Origin of the sequence: Dietzia sp. NCCP-2495 (assembly GCF_026011735.1) — a bacterium.
Taxonomy (GTDB): domain Bacteria; phylum Actinomycetota; class Actinomycetes; order Mycobacteriales; family Mycobacteriaceae; genus Dietzia.
In genome coordinates, this window is record NZ_BRVN01000017.1 from 36,797 (window position 1) to 57,119 (window position 20,323).

At 68.8% G+C, this 20,323-nt stretch carries 14 protein-coding genes; 12 read left to right on the forward strand and 2 right to left on the reverse strand.

Annotated elements, in window-relative coordinates:
• Positions 1-413 precede the first annotated feature (413 nt).
• The 10 genes from OPF83_RS13335 (at position 414) to OPF83_RS13380 (ending at position 15,321) form a co-directional block, all read left to right on the forward strand.
• The gene (locus tag OPF83_RS13335) at positions 414-3,920 is read left to right on the forward strand and encodes a DNA-directed RNA polymerase subunit beta (RefSeq protein WP_264887972.1); all 3,507 of its coding nucleotides are present in this window, start codon (positions 414-416) and stop codon (positions 3,918-3,920) included.
• 131 nt (positions 3,921-4,051) lie between these two features.
• The gene (locus tag OPF83_RS13340; protein ID WP_264887973.1) at positions 4,052-8,011 is read left to right on the forward strand and encodes a DNA-directed RNA polymerase subunit beta'; all 3,960 of its coding nucleotides are present in this window, start codon (positions 4,052-4,054) and stop codon (positions 8,009-8,011) included.
• A 212-nt stretch (positions 8,012-8,223) separates the two neighbouring features.
• On the forward strand, positions 8,224-9,597 hold the full coding sequence (locus OPF83_RS13345) for a glycosyltransferase family 4 protein (protein ID WP_264887975.1): 1,374 nt from the start codon (positions 8,224-8,226) through the stop codon (positions 9,595-9,597).
• Complete coding sequence (locus OPF83_RS13350) at positions 9,591-10,310, forward strand: class I SAM-dependent methyltransferase (RefSeq protein ID WP_264887976.1); 720 nt, start codon at positions 9,591-9,593, stop codon at positions 10,308-10,310. The genes OPF83_RS13345 and OPF83_RS13350 overlap by 7 nt, the downstream gene beginning before the upstream one ends.
• Before the next feature lie 90 nt (positions 10,311-10,400).
• On the forward strand, positions 10,401-11,492 hold the full coding sequence (locus tag OPF83_RS13355) for a prenyltransferase (protein ID WP_264887999.1): 1,092 nt from the start codon (positions 10,401-10,403) through the stop codon (positions 11,490-11,492).
• A 73-nt stretch (positions 11,493-11,565) separates the two neighbouring features.
• Positions 11,566-12,417, forward strand: coding sequence for an LLM class F420-dependent oxidoreductase (locus OPF83_RS13360; protein WP_264887978.1), 852 nt, complete (start codon positions 11,566-11,568; stop codon positions 12,415-12,417).
• A gap of 41 nt (positions 12,418-12,458) precedes the next feature.
• On the forward strand, positions 12,459-13,352 hold the full coding sequence (locus tag OPF83_RS13365) for an SDR family NAD(P)-dependent oxidoreductase (protein WP_264887979.1): 894 nt from the start codon (positions 12,459-12,461) through the stop codon (positions 13,350-13,352).
• Between the two features lie 36 nt (positions 13,353-13,388).
• On the forward strand, positions 13,389-14,438 hold the full coding sequence (locus OPF83_RS13370; protein ID WP_264887981.1) for a pirin family protein: 1,050 nt from the start codon (positions 13,389-13,391) through the stop codon (positions 14,436-14,438).
• Positions 14,439-14,504: 66 nt separating this feature from the next.
• Complete coding sequence (locus OPF83_RS13375; RefSeq protein WP_264887982.1) at positions 14,505-14,867, forward strand: GNAT family N-acetyltransferase; 363 nt, start codon at positions 14,505-14,507, stop codon at positions 14,865-14,867.
• Between the two features lies 1 nt (position 14,868).
• Positions 14,869-15,321, forward strand: a complete 453-nt coding sequence (locus OPF83_RS13380) for a carboxymuconolactone decarboxylase family protein (RefSeq protein WP_264887983.1) — start codon at positions 14,869-14,871, stop codon at positions 15,319-15,321.
• Between the two features lie 240 nt (positions 15,322-15,561).
• Here OPF83_RS13380 and OPF83_RS13385 read toward each other — a convergent pair whose 3' ends face one another.
• Positions 15,562-15,978, reverse strand: coding sequence for a YccF domain-containing protein (locus OPF83_RS13385; RefSeq protein ID WP_264887984.1), 417 nt, complete (start codon positions 15,976-15,978; stop codon positions 15,562-15,564).
• Between the two features lie 46 nt (positions 15,979-16,024).
• Between OPF83_RS13385 and OPF83_RS13390 the strand changes: the two genes are divergently transcribed.
• Together OPF83_RS13390 and OPF83_RS13395 are read left to right on the forward strand one after the other, a co-directional pair.
• Positions 16,025-17,437: a sigma 54-interacting transcriptional regulator gene (locus tag OPF83_RS13390; RefSeq protein ID WP_375546267.1), complete on the forward strand. Its 1,413-nt coding sequence runs from the start codon at positions 16,025-16,027 to the stop codon at positions 17,435-17,437.
• 27 nt (positions 17,438-17,464) lie between these two features.
• Positions 17,465-19,498, forward strand: a complete 2,034-nt coding sequence (locus OPF83_RS13395; RefSeq protein ID WP_264887988.1) for a VWA domain-containing protein — start codon at positions 17,465-17,467, stop codon at positions 19,496-19,498.
• Positions 19,499-19,642: 144 nt separating this feature from the next.
• Here OPF83_RS13395 and OPF83_RS13400 read toward each other — a convergent pair whose 3' ends face one another.
• Positions 19,643-20,302: a class I SAM-dependent methyltransferase gene (locus OPF83_RS13400; RefSeq protein WP_264887989.1), complete on the reverse strand. Its 660-nt coding sequence runs from the start codon at positions 20,300-20,302 to the stop codon at positions 19,643-19,645.
• Positions 20,303-20,323 lie beyond the last annotated feature (21 nt).

Here is a 20,323-nt window from a genome sequence, read left to right on the forward strand (position 1 = left end):
GCGTGACGGCGAAATGCGGGCCGAACCGCGTCAGATCCTTGACGAACGGACTCCGACCAGTCACCCTTTAGGGGCATCGGGCGCGAGGTGAACCCCGCCCCGGGTGCGACGTCCCGACCGGGGGCCGATGAGGCGAGAGCCACGAGGGCAACCAGCGCAGAGACGGACGCCGCACGATGCGTGACAACAGCCTCCGGGGCGCATCCCGTTGGCGGCTGGACTTCCGCGCCGGTATCGGCTAGATTAGGTCGTTGCGCTGGCTGCTATTTGCCCTTTCGTCCGTCGTGGGCGGCCCGATCCCGGTCTCACCGGGCATTTCAGGGTCCACCACTTCCACGATCGATCGGGCGGGTACCCGTCGGCGGACCGCTCGCAGATACATCTGTGGTCACCGCCCGTGGTGATCACGTGAGGTGCTGGAAGGACCCATCTTGGCAGTCTCCCGCCAGACCACGTCAGTCTCCACCGTCCCCGGTGCGCCCCGGAGAGTTTCGTTCGCGAAGCTCTCGGAGCCGTTGCCGGTTCCGGGGCTGCTCGACCTCCAGACGGAGTCGTTCGAGTGGTTCATCGGTTCGGAGGAGTGGCAGACGGAGGCCGCCTCGCGCGGCGTCACCAACCTCGAGGGGGGCCTCGAAGCCATCCTCAAGGAGATCTCCCCGATCGAGGACTTCTCGGGCTCGATGTCGCTCTCGTTCTCCGATCCGTACTTCGAAGAGGTCAAGGCATCCCTCGAGGACTGCCGTGAGAAGGACCGCACCTACGAGGCGCCGCTCTTCGTCACCGCCGAGTTCGAGAACACCGAGACCGGCGAGATCAAGTCCCAGACCGTCTTCATGGGCGATTTCCCCATGATGACCGACAAGGGCACCTTCATCATCAACGGCACCGAGCGGGTCGTCGTCTCCCAGCTCGTCCGGTCGCCGGGCGTCTACTTCGACCGGTCGCGTGACAAGTCGACTGAGCGTGACGTCCACGCCGTCAAGGTCATCCCGTCGCGTGGCGCGTGGCTCGAGTTCGACGTGGACAAGCGGGACACCGTCGGCGTCCGCATCGACCGCAAGCGTCGCCAGTCCGTCACCGTGCTGCTCAAGGCGCTCGGCTGGACCACCACCGAGATCAAGGAGCGCTACGGCTTCTCCGAGATCATGATGTCCACCCTCGAGAAGGACACGGTCGAGGACACCGACCAGGCCCTGCTCGAGATCTACCGCAAGCTGCGTCCGGGCGAGCCCCCGACCCGCGAGTCGGCCGAGGCGCTCCTGGAGAACCTCTTCTTCAAGGAGAAGCGCTACGACCTGGCCCGCGTCGGCCGCTACAAGGTCAACCGCAAGCTGGGGCTGCCGGACCCGGAGGGCGACGCCACCACCACGCTCACGCGTGAGGACATCGCCGCCACCATCGAGTACCTCGTGCGTCTCCACGCCGGCGAGTCCTCGATGCAGGTCGCCGGTGGCCGTGAGGTACCGGTCGAGGTCGACGACATCGACCACTTCGGCAACCGTCGTCTCCGCACCGTCGGTGAGCTCATCCAGAACCAGGTCCGTGTCGGCCTGTCCCGCATGGAGCGCGTCGTCCGCGAGCGCATGACCACGCAGGACTCCGAGGCGATCACCCCGCAGTCGCTCATCAACATCCGGCCCATCACCGCGGCGCTGAAGGAGTTCTTCGGAACCTCCCAGATGTCGCAGTTCATGGACCAGAACAACCCGCTGTCGGGCCTGACCCACAAGCGTCGCCTCTCGGCGCTCGGCCCCGGTGGTCTGTCGCGTGAGCGTGCCGGCCTCGAGGTCCGCGACGTCCACGCCTCGCACTACGGCCGCATGTGCCCGATCGAGACCCCTGAGGGGCCGAACATCGGCCTCATCGGTTCGCTCTCGGTGTACGCGCGGGTCAACCCGTTCGGCTTCATCGAGACCCCGTACCGTCGCGTCATCGACGGAGTCGTCACCGACCAGGTGGACTACCTGACCGCTGACGAGGAGGACCGCCACATCGTGGCGCAGGCCAACTCCGAGGTCGACGCCGACGGCCGTTTCGTCGACGAGCGCGTCCTCGTGCGCAAGAAGCACGGCGACGTCGAGATGGTCGAGCCCGGCGACGTCAACTACATGGACGTCTCGCCGCGCCAGATGGTCTCCGTGGCCACCGCGATGATCCCGTTCCTCGAGCACGACGACGCCAACCGTGCGCTCATGGGTGCCAACATGCAGCGTCAGGCCGTGCCGCTGGTGCGGTCCGAGTCGCCGCTCGTCGGTACTGGTATGGAGCTGCGTGCCGCCGTCGACGCCGGTGACGTGATCGTCAACACCAACGCCGGTGTGGTCGAGGAGGTCTCCGCCGACTTCATCACCGTCATGGACGACGAGGGCGGCCGCCAGACCTACCGTCTGTCGAAGTTCGCACGCTCGAACCAGGGCACCTGCTCGAACCAGAAGCCGATCGTCGACGAGGGTGACCGTGTCGAGTCCGGCCAGGTCCTCGCCGACGGGCCCTGCACCCAGGACGGTGAGATGGCCCTGGGCAAGAACCTGCTCGTGGCGATCATGCCGTGGGAGGGCCACAACTACGAGGACGCGATCATCCTCTCGCAGCGCCTGGTGGAGGAGGACGTCCTGACGTCCATCCACATCGAGGAGCACGAGATCGACGCGCGCGACACCAAGCTGGGCGCGGAGGAGATCACCCGGGACATCCCGAACGTCTCCGATGAGGTCCTCGCGGATCTCGACGACCGCGGCATCGTGCGCATCGGCGCCGAGGTCCGTGACGGCGACATCCTCGTCGGCAAGGTCACCCCCAAGGGCGAGACCGAGCTGACCCCGGAGGAGCGCCTCCTGCGCGCCATCTTCGGCGAGAAGGCCCGCGAGGTGCGCGACACCTCGCTCAAGGTGCCCCACGGTGAGTCCGGCAAGGTGATCGGCGTCCGCGTGTTCTCGCGCGATGACGACGACGACCTGCCCGCCGGCGTCAACGAGCTCGTCCGGGTCTACGTCGCCCAGAAGCGCAAGATCCAGGACGGCGACAAGCTCGCCGGCCGTCACGGCAACAAGGGCGTCATCGGCAAGATCCTCCCGGCGGAGGACATGCCGTTCCTGCCCGACGGCACCCCGGTGGACATCATCCTCAACACCCACGGTGTCCCGCGGCGTATGAACATCGGCCAGATCATGGAGACGCACCTGGGCTGGCTGGCCAAGGCCGGCTGGGAGGTCCCGCGTGAGGCGGACGGATCCCTGCCGGAGTGGGCGTCCAAGCTGCCGGAGCAGATCCACCACGTCGAGCCCGACACGAACACCGCCACCCCGGTGTTCGACGGTGCCGCCGACACGGAGATCACCGGCCTGCTCTCGCACACCCTCCCGAACCGCGACGGTGAGCGGATGGTCCAGGGCGACGGCAAGGCGACCCTCATCGACGGTCGTTCCGGTGAGCCGTTCCCGTACCCGGTGTCCGTCGGGTACATGTACATCCTCAAGCTGCACCACCTGGTGGACGACAAGATCCACGCGCGGTCGACGGGTCCGTACTCGATGATCACCCAGCAGCCGCTCGGTGGTAAGGCGCAGTTCGGTGGCCAGCGCTTCGGTGAGATGGAGTGCTGGGCCATGCAGGCCTACGGCGCGGCGTACACGCTCCAGGAGCTGCTCACGATCAAGTCGGACGACGTCGTGGGTCGCGTGAAGGTGTACGAGGCGATCGTCAAGGGTGAGAACATCCCCGAGCCCGGCATCCCGGAGTCCTTCAAGGTCCTCCTCAAGGAGCTCCAGTCGCTCTGCCTCAACGTCGAGGTGCTCTCCAGCGACGGGCAGGCCGTGTCCCTCGGCGAGGGAGACGACGACGATCTGGATCGCACCGCCGCGAACCTCGGGATCAACCTGTCGCGCGACGAGTCCTCCGCCACCGACGAGCTGGCCCAGTAGTAGGCGGGAGGGCGAGTAGGTCTTCTCGCCCCCTCCGCACCCGAAGAATCGAAGTTCCACCACGGCGGGCCCCACACCGGTCCGACCCCGCTCCGGGCCCGCCACCATCCCACCCGGGAAAGGACGCCTACGTGCAGGACGTCAACTACTTTGACGAGCTGGTCATCAGCCTCGCCACCGCCGAGGACATCCGTAACTGGTCCTACGGCGAGGTCAAGAAGCCCGAGACCATCAACTACCGCACCCTCAAGCCGGAGAAGGAGGGCCTGTTCTGCGAGAAGATCTTCGGCCCCACCCGGGACTGGGAGTGCTACTGCGGTAAGTACAAGCGCGTCCGCTTCAAGGGCATCATCTGTGAGCGCTGTGGCGTCGAGGTCACCCGCGCCAAGGTGCGCCGCGAGCGGATGGGCCACATCGAGCTGGCCGCGCCGGTCACCCACATCTGGTACTTCAAGGGCGTCCCGTCGCGCCTGGGTTACCTGTTGGACCTGGCGCCGAAGGATCTCGACAAGATCATCTACTTCGCCGCGTACGTCATCACCGATGTGGACACCGAGCTCCGTCACAACGAGCTCAGCACCCTCGAGGCCCAGGTCGTCGAGGAACGCAAGATCATCGAGGACGAGCGTGACGCCGACATCGAGGCCCGCGCGAAGAAGCTCGAGGCCGACCTCGCCGAGCTGGAGGCCGAGGGTGCCAAGGCCGACCAGCGCCGCAAGGTCAAGGACGGCGGCGAGAAGGAGATGAAGAAGATCCGCGAGGCGGCCCAGCGTGAGCTGGATCGTCTCGAGGAGATCTGGACCACCTTCACCAAGCTGGACGTCAACCAGATCATCGTCGACGAGGGCATCTACCGCGAGCTCGACGACCGCTTCGGCGAATACTTCTCCGGTGGCATGGGCGCCGAGGCCATCCAGCAGCTGCTGGAGAACTTCGACCTCGAGGCCGAGGCCGAGTCGCTGCGCGAGATCATCCGCAACGGCAAGGGCCAGAAGAAGATCCGTGCGCTCAAGCGGCTCAAGGTCGTCTCCGCGTTCCTCCAGTCCGGCAACCCGCCGGCCGCGATGGTGCTCGGCGCCGTCCCGGTGATCCCGCCGGAGCTGCGTCCGATGGTGCAGCTCGACGGTGGCCGGTTCGCCACCTCGGACCTCAACGACCTCTACCGTCGTGTGATCAACCGCAACAACCGCCTCAAGCGACTGATGGACCTCGGTGCACCCGAGATCATCGTCAACAACGAGAAGCGGATGCTGCAGGAGTCCGTCGACGCCCTGTTCGACAACGGTCGTCGTGGCCGGCCCGTCACGGGTCCGGGCAACCGCCCGCTCAAGTCGCTCTCGGACCTCCTCAAGGGCAAGCAGGGCCGGTTCCGTCAGAACCTGCTCGGTAAGCGCGTCGACTACTCGGGTCGTTCCGTGATCGTCGTCGGTCCGCAGCTCAAGCTCCACCAGTGTGGTCTGCCGAAGCTGATGGCGCTCGAGCTGTTCAAGCCGTTCGTCATGAAGCGTCTGGTGGACCTCAACCACGCCCAGAACATCAAGTCCGCCAAGCGGATGGTCGAGCGTCAGCGCGACCAGGTGTGGGACGTGCTCGAAGAGGTCATCGCCGAGCACCCGGTGATGCTGAACCGTGCGCCGACCCTGCACCGTCTGGGCATCCAGGCGTTCGAGCCGCAGCTCGTCGAGGGCAAGGCCATCCAGCTGCACCCGCTCGTGTGTGAGGCCTTCAACGCCGACTTCGACGGTGACCAGATGGCCGTGCACCTCCCGCTGTCCGCGGAGGCCCAGGCCGAGGCCCGCATCCTCATGCTCGCCTCGAACAACATCCTGTCGCCGGCGTCGGGTCGACCGCTCGCCATGCCGCGTCTGGACATGGTCACGGGCCTGTACTACCTGACCCGTCAGGACGACGGTGCCACCGGTTCGTACGTCCCGGCCTCCCAGGATTCGCCAGCGACCGGTGTCTACTCGACCCCGGCCGAGGCGATCATGGCCGTCGACCTCGGTGTCCTGGACATCCACGCCCCGGTGCAGATCCGTCTCACGCAGCAGCGTCCGCCGGCCGATGTCGAGGCCGAGCAGTTCCCCGACGGCTGGACCGCCGGTCAGGAATGGATGACCGTCACGACGCTCGGTCGCGTCCTGTTCAACGAGCTGCTCCCGGCGGACTACCCGTTCGTCAACGAGCAGATGCCGAAGAAGCGTCAGGCCGTGATCATCAACGACCTGGCCGAGCGCTACCCGATGATCGTCGTGGCGCAGACGGTGGACAAGCTCAAGGACACCGGCTTCTACTGGGCGACCCGCTCGGGCGTCACCATCGCCATGTCCGACGTCCTCGTGCCCGAGGCCAAGAAGGAGATCCTGGCCGGATACGACGCCAAGGCCGCGCGCTTGGAGTCGCAGTTCGACCTGGGCAAGATCACCGACGAGGAGCGCAAGGCCGACCTGGTCAAGCTCTGGCAGGAGGCCACCGAGGAAATCGGTCAGGCCATGGAGGCGAACTACCCGGACACCAACCCGATTCCGACGATCGTCAAGTCGGGCGCGGCCGGCAACATGACCCAGATCCGCTCGCTCGCGGGCATGAAGGGTCTGGTCACCCGTCCGAACGGTGAGTTCATCCCGCAGCCCGTCAAGTCCTCGTTCCGCGAGGGCCTGACGGTGCTCGAGTACTTCATGAACACGCACGGCGCCCGTAAGGGTCTGGCCGATACCGCTCTGCGTACCGCCGACTCGGGCTACCTGACCCGTCGTCTGGTCGACGTCTCCCAGGACGTCATCGTCCGTGAGACCGACTGTGGCACGAACAAGGGCGTCGAGACGACCATCGCCCGCCCGGTCATGGACATCCACGGCAACCCGACCGGCGAGCTGGAGCGCGACGAGCACGTCGAGACCTCCACGTTCGCGCGGACGCTCGCCGAGGACGCCACCGACGCGTCCGGCACCGTCGTGGTGGCCGCCGGTACCGACCTGGGCGATCCCACGATCGAGGCGCTCATCGCCGCGGGCGTGCAGACCGTCAAGGTCCGCTCGGTGCTCACCTGCACCACCGGCACCGGCGTGTGCGCGACCTGCTACGGCCGCTCGATGGCCACCGGCCAGCTGGTGGACATCGGCGAGGCCGTCGGCATCGTCGCCGCCCAGTCGATCGGTGAGCCCGGTACCCAGCTGACGATGCGTACGTTCCACCAGGGTGGCGTCGGTGACGACATCACCGGTGGTCTGCCGCGTGTCCAGGAGCTGTTCGAGGCCCGTGTCCCCAAGGGCAAGGCGCCGATCGCCGAGGAGGCCGGACGGATCCGCCTCGACGAGGAGGAGCGCTTCTACACGATCACGATCATCCCGGACAACGGGGCGGACGAGATCGTCTACGAGAAGCTGTCCAAGCGTCAGGGGCTCGCGCACATCGCGCTCGACGACGGTTCGTCGCGGCCGATCGCGGACGGCGACCACCTCGACCGCGGTCAGCCGCTGCTCGAGGGTCCGGCCGACCCGCACGAGGTGCTGGCGATCCTCGGCACGAACGGCGTCCAGAAGCACCTCGTCGACGAGGTGCAGAAGGTCTACCGCTCGCAGGGTGTGTCGATCCACGACAAGCACATCGAGGTCATCGTCCGTCAGATGATGCGCCGCGTGGCGATCAGCGAGTCGAACAGTACCGAGTTCCTGCCCGGTGCCCTGGTCGAGCGTGCGGAGCTCACGGCGGAGAACCGTCGCGTGCTCACCGAGGGCGGTTCCCCGGCCTCGGCGCGCCCGGTGCTCATGGGCATCACCAAGGCCTCGCTCGCCACCGACTCGTGGCTGTCCGCGGCCTCGTTCCAGGAGACCACCCGCGTGCTCACCGACGCCGCCATCAACAAGCGGTCGGACAAGCTCGTGGGCCTCAAGGAGAACGTCATCATCGGTAAGCTCATCCCGGCGGGCACCGGTATCAACCGGTACCGCAACTCGTCGGTCGAGCCCACCGAGGAGGCCCGCGCGGCCGCGTACTCCATCCCGGACTACGGCGACGGTTTCTACGGTCCCGAGGACGGTTTCGGCGAGAGCACCGGCGCGTCGGTGCGACTGGACGACCTGGGCTTCTGAGTCGAGGCGCAGGCGGACTGACAGACACGGTCCACCTGCGATTCCGTCACCTTCGAACCCCCGCGCACACTCCGTGCCGGGGGTTCGATGTGCTTACCCGGCCGCCTTCGGGTGGGCGCGGAACGTGTTCTAGAATTGTTCGACGCGCCCCGGAGGTCCCGTGTAGTCCGGGACGGGCCGGGGAGTTCCATGACCGAAGGAGACGATCGACCGTGCGGATCGCACTGCTCTCGTACAGGAGCAAGCCACACGGCGGGGGGCAGGGTGTCTACGTGCGCCACCTCAGCCGTGAGCTGGCGGCGCTGGGACACACCGTCGAGGTGTTCTCCGGTCAGCCGTACCCGGAGCTGGATCCGGGGCCGACGCTGACGAAGGTCCCGAGTCTGGATCTCTACAACGACGCGAACCCGTTCCGCACGCCGCGCCCGCGCGAAATCCGCGACTGGATCGACGTGCTCGAGGTGGTGACCATGTGGACCGCGGGTTTCCCCGAACCGCGCACGTTCAGTCTCCGCGCGGCGCGCACGTTGAAGGACCGTCTGGCGGACTTCGACGTGGTGCACGATAACCAGTGCCTCGGGACCGGTCTCCTCGAGATGGAGAAGGACGGCTTTCCCGTGGTGGCGACGGTGCACCACCCGATCACGCGTGACCGCGATCTGGCGATGAAAGAGGCGCCGCTGCGGAAGAAGATCACGACGTGGCGGTGGTTCGGCTTCCTCGGAATGCAGATCAAGGTCGCACGTCAGTTGGAGGAGATCATCACGGTCTCGTCCAACTCCGCCGAGGACATCGTCTCCGACTTCGGCGTGGATCCCGAGCGCATCGTGACGATCCCGCTCGGTGTGGACACCGATCGCTTCCATGACCGGCGGGAGCGCGAGCCCGGCCGCCTGGTCTGTGTCGCCAGCGCGGACCAGCCGCTCAAGGGTGTTCCGGTCCTGCTGCGCGCGTTGGCGAAGGTCCGTGAGGAGCACCCGGGGGTGCGTCTGACGTTGGTCTCCAAGCTCAAGCGCAAGGGCGAGGCCGCGAAGCTCCTGGATTCGCTGGGATTGCGCGACGTGGTGGACCTGGTGTCGGGGGTCGACGACGACGAGCTCGCCGACCTCGTCGGCACGGCCGAGATCTCCGTCGTGCCCAGTATGTACGAGGGCTTCTCGCTGCCGGCCGTGGAGGCCATGTCCAGCGGGTGCGCGCTCGTCGCGAGCCGCGCGGGCGCCCTGCCGGAGGTCGTGGGCACGGACGATTCCGCGGCCCGGCTGGTCGAGCCCGGAAACGTGGACGACCTGGCCCGGCAGATCAGCGCGCTGCTGGCCGACCCGGTCGAGCGCCGGCGCCTGTCGGAGGGTGGCCGCGCGCGGGTCATGGAGCGCTACAGTTGGGCGGCTGTCGCCCGGAGGACCGTCGAGGTCTACGAGGCAGCCATCTCACGAGTGCGCGGCGAGACGCCGCGTGCCTTCACCGCCGGACCGGTCATCGGACCGGACCAGGCGGAGATCGACGAGCACGTCGCCGCTGACGTGTCCGAGGTACCACCGACAACCGGTGGGCACACCATCCGCGAGCAGGAGGACGCCGCATGCTGACAGCAGATTTCGACCGTCTGGGGGTGACCCCGGGCATGCGAGCCATCGATGTGGGGGCCGGGCTCGGCCGCCACACCTTCGAGCTCTACCGCCGCGGGGCCGACGTCACGGCGTTCGATCAGAACGCGGACGAGATGAAGGAGGTCGCGGACATGCTCGCGGCCATGGAGGCCGAGGGGCACGGGCTCCCGCAGTCCAAGGGCGAGGCCGTGACGGGTGACGCCCTGGCCATGCCGTACGAGGACGCCACCTTCGACCTGGTGCTGATCTCCGAGGTCCTCGAGCACGTGCCCGAGGACACCACGGCGATCGCCGAGCTGGTCCGCATCCTCAAGCCCGGGGGCGTCGCCGCGGTGACCGTGCCGCGCGAGTGGCCCGAGAAGCTGTGCTGGAAGCTCTCGGACGCCTACCACTCCAACCCGGGCGGCCATTGCCGTATCTACACGGCCGAGGAGCTGGGCTACAAGCTCCGCGCCGCCGGTCTGGAGGTGACCGGCACCGGGTACGCCCACGCGCTGCACGCCCCGTACTGGTGGCTCAAGTGCGCGGTGGGCACCGAGAAGGACGATCACCCGCTGCCGCAGGCCTACCACAAGCTCCTGGTCTGGGACCTGATGAAGGGGCCGTGGATCACCCGTACGGCGGAGAAGCTGCTCAACCCGGTGATGGGCAAGTCCATCGTGTTCTACCTGCGTAAACCGCTGGAGGACTGATCGACCGTGCAGTCCCAGTTCAACGGCTCGAGCAGTGGCGGGGCGCAGGGCACCGCGCTCCGCGGTGACCTCCCCGAGTCGGCACGTGCGGTGCCGTCGGTGCCGGGAGTCCTGACAGAGGACCAGGTCCGGGCGACCGGGGCCTGGATCGCGTCGGTCCAGAAACCCTCCGGCGAGATCCCCTGGTTCACCGGGGGGCACACCGACCCGTGGGACCACGTCGAGTCCGCGATGGGGCTGACGGTCTCCGGGCAGTGGGAGGCGGCCCGGCGGGCGTTCGGGTTCCTGCGGGACACCCAGCGCGCCGACGGATCGTGGCCGATCAAGTGGCAGGACGGCGAGGTGGTGGACTCCGACACCGACGCCAACTTCTGCGCATACATCGCCGTGGGCCTGTGGCACCACCATCTCGTGACCGGCGACCGGGAGTTCCTGGAGTCGATGTGGCCGACCGTGCGGTCGGCGCTCGAGGTGGTCCTGACCCACCAGGGCCCGCAGGGCCAGATGTGGTGGGGCTCGAGCCCGCGCGGGTTCTGCGACGAGGCCCTGATCACGGGATCGTCGAGTATCCACCACGCCCTGCGTTGCGGGGTCGCGATCGCCGAGGAGCTCGGCGAGACCGCCCCGGGGTGGGATGTCGCCGCGGACCGGCTGGCGCACGCACTGCGCGCCCACCCGGAACTGTTCACCCCGAAGACCGAGTTCTCGATGGACTGGTTCTATCCGGTGCTCACCGGCGTGATGGTGGGGGAGCAGGCGCGGAAGCGGATCGACGACCGCTGGGATGATTTCGTGGTGGACGGTCTGGGGATCCGGTGCGTCGACCACCGACCGTGGGTTACCGGCGCGGAGACGTGCGAGTTCGTACTCGCACTCGAGACGGCGGACCGTCACGAGCAGGCGCTCGAGCAGTTCACCAACATGCAGCACCTGCGTGAGGCGGACGGGTCCTACTGGACCGGGCTGGTCTACGCCGACGGAAAGCGGTGGCCGGTCGAGCTCAGCACGTGGACCGGCGCGGTGGTGCTCCTGGCCGCGGATGCGCTCTCGCGCACCACTCCGGGCAATGAGATCTTCCGGCACGTCTCGGCGCACACGGCGCAGCGACTACGGTCGCAGCCGGGTGATCCGACCTCCTGTGCCCCGGGAGAGGCCTGCCCCACGATGACCTCCGTGCGTTAGTCTTCCCGGTAGCGCCGATGGACACCTGTCTGGTCAGGTGTCAGGCGCACCGGACCCGCACAAAGGAGAAGCAATGGAATTCGGTCTGACCCTGTTCACCAGCGACCGGGGCATCCGTCCCACCGTGGCCGCCTCCGCCGCCGAGCGGGCCGGTTTCTCCGCCTTCTACGTGCCCGAGCACACGCACATCCCGGTGCGCCGCGAGGCCGCTCACCCCGGGACCGGTGGGGCCGAGCTCCCGGACGAGCGCTACAGCCGCACGCTGGACCCGTGGGTCACCCTCGGCGCCGCGGCGGCCGTCACGTCGACCATCCGCCTCGGCACGGCGGTGTCGATCCCCGTCGAGAGTGACCCCATCACGCTGGCCAAGACCATCGCCTCGGTCGACCACCTCTCCGGCGGCCGCGCCGTTCTGGGCGTGGGCTACGGCTGGAACCTGGACGAGATGGCCGACCACAACGTGCCGCCGAAGCGCCGCCGCACCATGCTGCGCGAGTACCTCGAGGCCATGCGCGAGCTGTGGACCCGCGACGAGGCCGAGTACCACGGCGAGTTCGTGGACTTCGGTCCCAGCTGGGCCTGGCCCAAAACGGTCCGCAAGCCCGGGCCCATGACCCTTGTCGGAGCCGCCGGTAACGAGAAGAACCTCAAGTGGATCTGCCGCAGCGCCGACGGGTGGATGACCACCCCGATCTCCGAGGACATCTCCGGCAGCGTGCGGATGCTCCGTGAGCTGTGGGCGGACGCCGGCCGGGAGGGCGAGCCGTACATCGTCGTACTGGACGGCAAGCCCGTGCCGGAGAAGATCGAGATGTACCGCGCGCTCGGCGTGCACGAGCTGGTCTACGGGACCCCCGACAGGTCCGAGGACGAGGTGCTCGCCTACATCGACCGCCTGTCCGGCAAGCTCGGGATCGGTGCATGAGGGCGGTCCGCAGAGCCGGTCCGGACAGTACCGTCCCGCGCATGAACCCCTCTGAGCAGCAGCGTCCCGTCGTCGTCGTCACCGGTGCCGGAGGCGGACTCGGGGCCGCGACCGCCCGGCTCTACGCCGGGCGCGGCTGGGACGTCGTGGCCGTCGACCTCGTCGCTCCGGACGAAGGCGACAACCTCACCGGAGTGGCCGCCGACGTCACCGACGCCGACTCTCTCGCCGCCCTGGCCGCTCGCGTCCGGGCCGACCACGGTCGCGTCGACGCGCTCATCACCTTCGCCGGGGTCCTGGGGGTCGGACCGCTCGCCGAGACCGGCCCGGAGACGGTCGGGCGCGTCCTCGACGTCAACGTCATGGGGACCGTCCGGACCGTGCACGCCCTGTGGGACCTGATCCTCGAGACCGGCGGACGTGTGGTGCTCATCAGTTCGGAAACCGGCCCGCAGCACGCGATGCCGATGAACGGGCCGTACGCCATGAGCAAGCACGCCATCGAGGCCTACGGTGACGCCCTGCGCCGTGAACTGATGTTCGTCGGGATCGACGTGGTGATGATCCAGCCCGGGCCGTTTTGCACCGGCATGACAGCGTCGATCCTGCGCAACTTCCAGGAATCGACCCGCTCCGACTCGCCGTTCGCGGCGATGGCCTCGGTGATGGGGACGATGGCCGCGGGGCAGGACGCCAAGGCCGCCGACCCGTCGGTGCTCGCCGAGGCGGTCTGGAAGGCCGGCACCACCCGGCGGCCGCGGCACCGCTATGCCGTGCGGTGGGACCTGAGTCGCCGCCTGCTCGATCTCCTCCCCGTCCCGCTCGTCGACAAGGCGCTCGCGGCGGCGCTCGCGGGGCGCATCGACGCCCGCCGACTCGAGATGCGCCGCGAAAGGGTTGAAACCCGTGTAGCAATGGAGGAGGTTGCGAAATAGCGCGGAGTTACCCGCCGGTATCGAGGAGGTGATCCGATGACGAATCTCGATGCGAGGCCCGACGAGATGGAGTGCGGTGCGGGCGGTGCCGGCGGGCCCTCGGGGCGTGCCGGTGAGGCGGGAAGCGCGGCCGGTCGCGTTCCCGTGGAGATCATCACCTCCCGCGACGTGCCGCTCGGCGGGCCCCGCGCGATGACCGTCAAGCGCACCCTGCCGCAGCGGCAACGCTCGATGATCGGCGCCTGGTGCTTCGTGGACCACTATGGGCCCGACGACGTGTCCTTGATCGGCGGCATGGACGTACCGTCGCACCCCCACACCGGGCTTCAGACCGTGAGTTGGCTGTTCGAGGGTGCCATCACCCACCACGACTCGGGCGACAACCACGCGGTGGTCCGTCCCGGGGAGGTCAACCTCATGACCTCCGGCGCCGGCATCTGCCACACCGAGGTCTCCACCCAGGACACCACCGTGCTCCACGGGGTGCAGCTGTGGACCGTGCTGCCCGACGAGCATCGTGAGACCAGCGGCCGCCGGTTCGACCACTACGTGCCCGAGCCCGTGACGTTCTCCGGCGGCAGCGCCCTGGTGTTCATGGGGTCGTTGTTGGGGTCGTCGTCGCCGGTCTCCACGTTCTCCCCGCTGCTGGGGGCCGAGATCCGACTCGACCCCGGCGCCGAGCTCACGATGGACGTGGACCCGACCTTCGAGCACGGTCTCCTCGTCGACGCCGGGGACCTCACCCTCGAGGGCGTGCGCGTCGAGCCCACCCAGCTCGCCTACACCGGGGTGGGCGAGCGGTCGCTGACCGTCCGCAACACCGGTGCGGTCCCGGGCCGGGCCCTGCTCATCGGCGGTACGCCGTTCGAGGAGCAGATCATCATGTGGTGGAACTTCATCGGCCGCACCCATGGCGAGATCGCGCGGTACCGGCAGGAGTGGGAGGACCATTCCGAGCGATTCGGGCATGTGGACGGCTACATAGGCCACGACCCGCAGGGGCTGACGCGCCTGCCCGCGCCCACGCTGCCCGGGACCACCCTCCGGCCTCGAGCCACTCCGGAGGCGCGTGCCCGGACGGACTGAGAAGGGCGCCGGTGTGGTGGCGAGAGGGACGACCGGCAGACACGCCGTGACGAAGGGACGACGACGATGACCGGCAACCAGTACACGGACAAGACCGGCGAGACGCTCACCGTGCTCCGCGATCCGGAGCAGGAGGCGTTCATGGTCCGCACACAGGGCGACGAGGTGGCTGGACGCGCCTTCTTCCGCACCCGCGGGCAGGACCGGATCTTCTACCACACGGAGGTCGACGAGGAGTTCGGTGGCCGGGGGATCGGGACCCTGCTCGTCCGCGGCGCCGTCGAGGCCACCCGTGCGGAGGGCGTGCAGATCGTGGCCGTGTGCCCCCTGGTCAAGGGGTTCCTGGAGAAAAGCGGCGAGGAGTTCGCCGGTGGCTGGCGCCTGCCCACCCCGGACGACCTGTCGTGGCTTCAGAAGGACGTGGACTGACATGGCGGTCCCCCAGCTGGACCGGGTCACGGACGTCTACCGGCAGCTCGTGAGGACGGCCGTCGCCTCGCGCGAGGCGTCGATCGCCGCGGGCCTGAACGACGGACTCCTCGAGCTGGTCAACGTCCGTGTCTCGCAGATCAACGGGTGCGCGGCCTGCCTGTCCACGCACGTGCCGGCCGCGCGGAAGGCCGGGGTCTCCCAGCGGCGATTGGACCTGCTCCCGGCGTGGCGGGACCTGGACGGGTTCGGCGACCAGGAGCGGGCGGCCCTCCGCCTGGCCGAGACCCTCACCCGCCTCGACGACTCGCGGGAGCGGGCCGACGCCCTCGCGGCCGCGACCGAGCTGTTCGACGCCGATCAGATCGCCGCGCTGGAGTGGACGGTCGTGCTGATCAATGCGTTCAATCGCGTGTCGATCGCCAGCCACCACCAGCCACGCATCGACGACTGACCCACCGAGCCGCAGCCTCGTCGACCCTCGCCGCGGCGCCACCGCCACAGCCCCGCGAACTCGGTTTGGACATCATCAGCGAGACGACACGCCGGTGGAATCTCGCTGATTACTTCCAAATCTGGCTGCTGGCGGCCGGCCACCATCCAGCAGCCGTCCCGCCGCCGCCCGCGGCGCCACCGCCGCAGCCCCGCAGCCCCGCAGCGCCACCGCCGCCGCCGCGCAGCTTCGGCGAGCTCCTCAGCGGCCGGCCACCGGGACCATCGTCGCGCGGTTCGACGGGACGATCTCTTTGCCGAACGGGAAGCACGTCACGGGGATGAGTTTGAGGTTCGCCCACGCGAGCGGTAGCCCAATGATGGTGATCGCCTGGGCGATCGCCGTACCGATGTGCCCGAGCGCGAGCCACAGTCCGGCGATGACGAACCAGACGACGTTGGCGGCAGTGCTCACGCCCCCGGCCCGCCCGGTCTGCACCACCTCGCGGCCGAACGGCCACAGTACGTAGAGGCCGATCCGGAAGCTGGCCACCCCGAACGGGATGGTGATGATGAAGATGAACGCCAGGATCCCGGCCACGACGTAGGCGAGGAACAGCCAGAAGCCGGCCGTGACGAGCCAGATGATGTTCAGGACCAGTGACAGCACTGCGCGCATGGCTTCGATCTTAGGTCGGGAGCACAAGTGCTGCCTTGCGGCTACGGTGGGCCTTGTGAGTACCAAGCCGGAGATCCGCACCCTTGGTGAGCTGCGTGCCGCCGGGTACACCAGCCGCACTCTCCGCGAGGAACTGCGGCACAACCTGCTGGAGGCGCTGCGGGCCGGCCGCGACCCGTGGCCGGGGATGCACGGCTTCGACACGACCGTGATCCCGCAGGTGGAGCGCGCCATCATCGCGGGGCACGACATCGTCCTGCTGGGCGAGCGCGGGCAGGGCAAGACCCGGCTGCTGCGCACGCTGGTCGGACTGCTGGACGAGTGGTCGCCGGTGGTCGAGGGGGCCGAGTTGGCCGAGGACCCGCTGGCCCCCATCACCGATCCCACGCGGGAGCGCATCGACCGCGAGGGGGACGCCCTGCCGATAGTCTGGCGTCACCGCGACGAGCGGTACGTGGAGAAGCTGTCGACCCCGGACACGTCGGTCGCGGACATGATCGGCGACGTGGACCCGATGCGGGTCGCCGAGGGCCGACGGCTGGGCGATCCCGAGACGATCCACTACGGGCTGATCCCGCGCGCGAACCGGGGGATCGTGGCGCTCAACGAGTTGCCCGACCTCGCCGAGCGGATCCAGGTGGCCCTGCTCAACGTCATGGAGGAGCGCGACGTCCAGATCCGCGGCTATGTCCTGCGTCTGCCGCTCGATGTGCTGGTGGTGGCCTCGGCCAACCCGGAGGACTACACGAACCGCGGCCGGATCATCACCCCGCTCAAGGACCGGTTCGGCGCCGAGATCCGCACCCATTACCCGTTGGATCTGGCTGACGAGATCGAGGTGGTGCGCCAGGAGGCCGAGCTCGCCGCGGAGGTCCCGGCACCGCTGATCGAACTGCTGGCCCGCTTCACGCGCGAGCTGCGCACGTCTGACGCGGTGAACCAGGCCTCGGGGGTGTCGGCGCGGTTCGCGATCGCCGGCGCGGAGACGGTCGCCGCGGCCGCCCGCCGTCGCGCGGCGGTACGTGGAGTCGGGGACGACGACGGCGAAGCGGTGGCCCGACTGGTGGACGTCGACGCCGCGGTGGACGTCCTTCGCGGCAAGATCGAGTTCGAACCCGGCGAGGAGGGGCGCGAACCGGAGATCCTCAGGTATCTCCTGCGCAGCGCGACCATCGACGTGGTCCGCGGCCTCTTCCGCGGTATCGACATGGCGCCGCTGGTGGAGGCGTTCGACGGCGAGTTCACCATGACCACCGGCGCGGAGGTCACGGCAGCGGAGTTCCTCGAGGACCTGCCCGGGCTGACGGACGCGCCGGAGCTGTACGACCAGATCGCCGAGCGAGCGGGAGCCCGGACTGCGGGCCAGCGCGCGGGGGCGATCGAGCTGGCACTGGAGGGGCTGTACCTGTCACGTCGGCTGTCCAAGGAGACGGGGGACGGCGCGGCGGTCTACGGCTGAGCCGCCCCGGGGAGGAAGAGGTGCACGATGGCGCGAGCTGAGCGCAATTCCCGCTACGGACGTGCCCGCTATGGTCGCTACGTCGGCGGTCCGGATCCGCTCGCGCCTCCACTGGACCTGTCCGAGGCACTGGACGCGGTGTCCGAGGGGGTGATGGCCGGGTACTCGCCGCAGCACTCGATGCGCGAGTTCCTGCGCGGTGGCGGACGGGATCTGACCGGGCTGGACGAACTGGCCGGCGAGGTCAACCGGCGTCGGCGAGAGCTGCTGGAGAACAACCGTCTCGGCGGCACGCTCGACGAGATCACCGAGCTCCTTCAGAAGGCACTGCTGTCCGAGCGCGGCCAACTCGCCCGGGACACCGAGATGGACCTGCTGGACCGGACGATGCGGGAGATGACCATCGAGAACCTGCCGGAGTCCCCGGCCGGTGCGGTCGCCGAGTTGTCGGAGTACGACTGGGCGTCCACCGAGGCGCGCCAGTCATACGAGCAGATCAAGGACCTGCTTGGCCGCGAGGCGCTGGACGCCCGGTTCGCGGGGATGAAGGAGGCGCTGGAGAACGCCACCGACGACGACCGGGCCGCGGTCTCGGAGATGATCTCCGACCTCAACGACCTGCTGGAGAAGCACGCGCTGGGGGAGGACACCCGGGAGGATTTAGAGCGGTTCATGGACAAGCACGGCCACGCCTTCCCCGAGCAGCCGGGCAGCGTGGAGGAGCTGATCGACTCGCTCGCCGCCCGGTCGGCGGCCGCGCAGCGGATGCTTAACTCCATGACCCCGGAGCAGCGCGAGGAGCTCATGGCCCTGTCTCAGCAGGCGTTCGGGTCGCCGGAACTGTCCGAGCAGCTCGGTCGACTCGACGGGCTCCTGCAGACGCTGCGGCCGGACGAGAACTGGGACGGCTCCGGGGACTTCGGGGGCGATCAGGGGCTCGGGATGGGCGAGGGCGCCGCCGTGATGGCCGAACTCGGCGAGCTGGACCGGCTCGCCGAACAGCTCGCGCAGTCCGGCTCGTCGCCGTTGTCGGAGTTGGACATCGAGGCCGTGGCGCGCCACCTCGGGGAGGACGCGGCGGTGTCGGTGCAGACGCTGGCGCGCATCGAGCGGGAGATGCGCGAGTCCGGCTACCTCAGCCGCACTCCCGACGGCGACCTGCGACTGTCCCCGGCCGCACTGCGCAAACTCGGTCGTTCGCTGCTGCGGGACGCGGCCCGCCGACTGTCGGGTCGATCGGGTGCGCGCGAGACCCGGGCCTCGGGCGCGGCGGGGGAGCAGACCGGCGCGAGCCGCCCCTGGGAGTTCGGGGACGTGGAGACCTGGGACGTCCCGCGGACGATCACCAACGCGGTCACCCGCCTCGCGTCCGACGGGCGGTCTCCAGCCGACGGTATCCGGCTGCTCCCGGAGGACATCGAGGTTCGCGAGACCGAGGCTCGCACTCAGGCGGCCGTCGCGCTACTGGTCGACACGTCGTTCTCCATGGCCATGGAGGGCCGCTGGGTGCCGATGAAGCGCACCGCCTTGGCCCTGCACCACCTGATCAGTACGAGGTTTCGTCAGGACCGGATGCAGCTCATCTCGTTCGGCAGGCTCGCGCAGTCGCAGACCATCGAGAATCTCCTCGCACTGGACGCCCGCTACGAGCCCGGCACGAACCTGCACCACGCGCTGCTGCTGGCGGGGCGGTTCTTCCGGGAGCATCCCACGATGCAGCCGGTGCTTCTCATCGTCACCGACGGGGAGCCGACGTCGCACCTGCTCTCCGGCGGCGAGCCGTGGTTCTCGTATCCACCGGACCCGGAGACCATCCGCACCACGATCGACGAGCTGGACCGCGTCTCGCGGTTCGGCGCGCAGACGACGTTCTTCCGCCTGGGCGAGGACCCCGGGCTGTCCAGGTTCCTCGACGCGCTGGCCCGGCGGGCGGGCGGCACGGTGGTCGCGCCGGAGGTCGACGACCTGGGTGCGGCTGTGGTCGACCGGTTCCTGCACACGCGGCGCGGCCGGCCGGGTGCGTCGGACCCCTGGAACGCCGGCGGCCGCTGGGCCGTATAGCCCCACTCACCACGAATCCGCGACTCCTCGGATCCGCTGCCCCGCCCAACAAGGAATCCGCTACTCCCCATAGGGATCCGCTACCCGTCTAGAGGTAGCGGATCTGCAGGGGGAGTAGCGGATTTGTGGGTGGTGAGTGGAGTGTCAGGGCAGCGGTGCGCCGACCTCGCCGGAGGTGCGGCGCAGGACGCGCAGCGAGTCCACGGCCCGGACCTCGGTGAACTGGTCCGACTCGAGAGCGCGGCAGTAGATCTCGTACGGGGGCCGCCCGCCGTCCTCGGGGTTCGGGAACACGTCGTGGATGAGCAGGGCGCCACCGATCTCGACCCACGGGGCCCAGCCGGAGTAGTCGGCCTGCGCGGCCTCGGACGAATGGCCGCCGTCGATGAACACGAACGAGGCCGGCTTGCCCCACACCCGGGCGACCTGGGTCGAACTGCCGACAGCGGCGGTGACCACGTCGTCCAGGCCCGCGTCCCAGATCGTGTGCCGGAACGTGCCGAGCGTCTCGAGACGGCCGGTGTGCGGATCCACGAGGTCGGAGTCGTGGTACTCCCAGCCCGGCTGGTGCTCCTCGGAGCCCCGGTGGTGGTCGACGGTGACGACACTGCCACCGGTCACACGGGCGGCGGCGCCGAGGAACACGGTCGACCGGCCGCAGTAGGTTCCGATCTCCACTCCCACGCCCTCGCCCAGGAACTCGCAGGCGATCTCGTACAGGGTGTGGCCCTCTTCCAGCGGCATGAAGCCCGGGGCGGCCAGTGCCACGGCCAGGAGGGACGGTTCGATCTCGGGTGCGGTCATGGCCACCAACCTAGTGGGCAC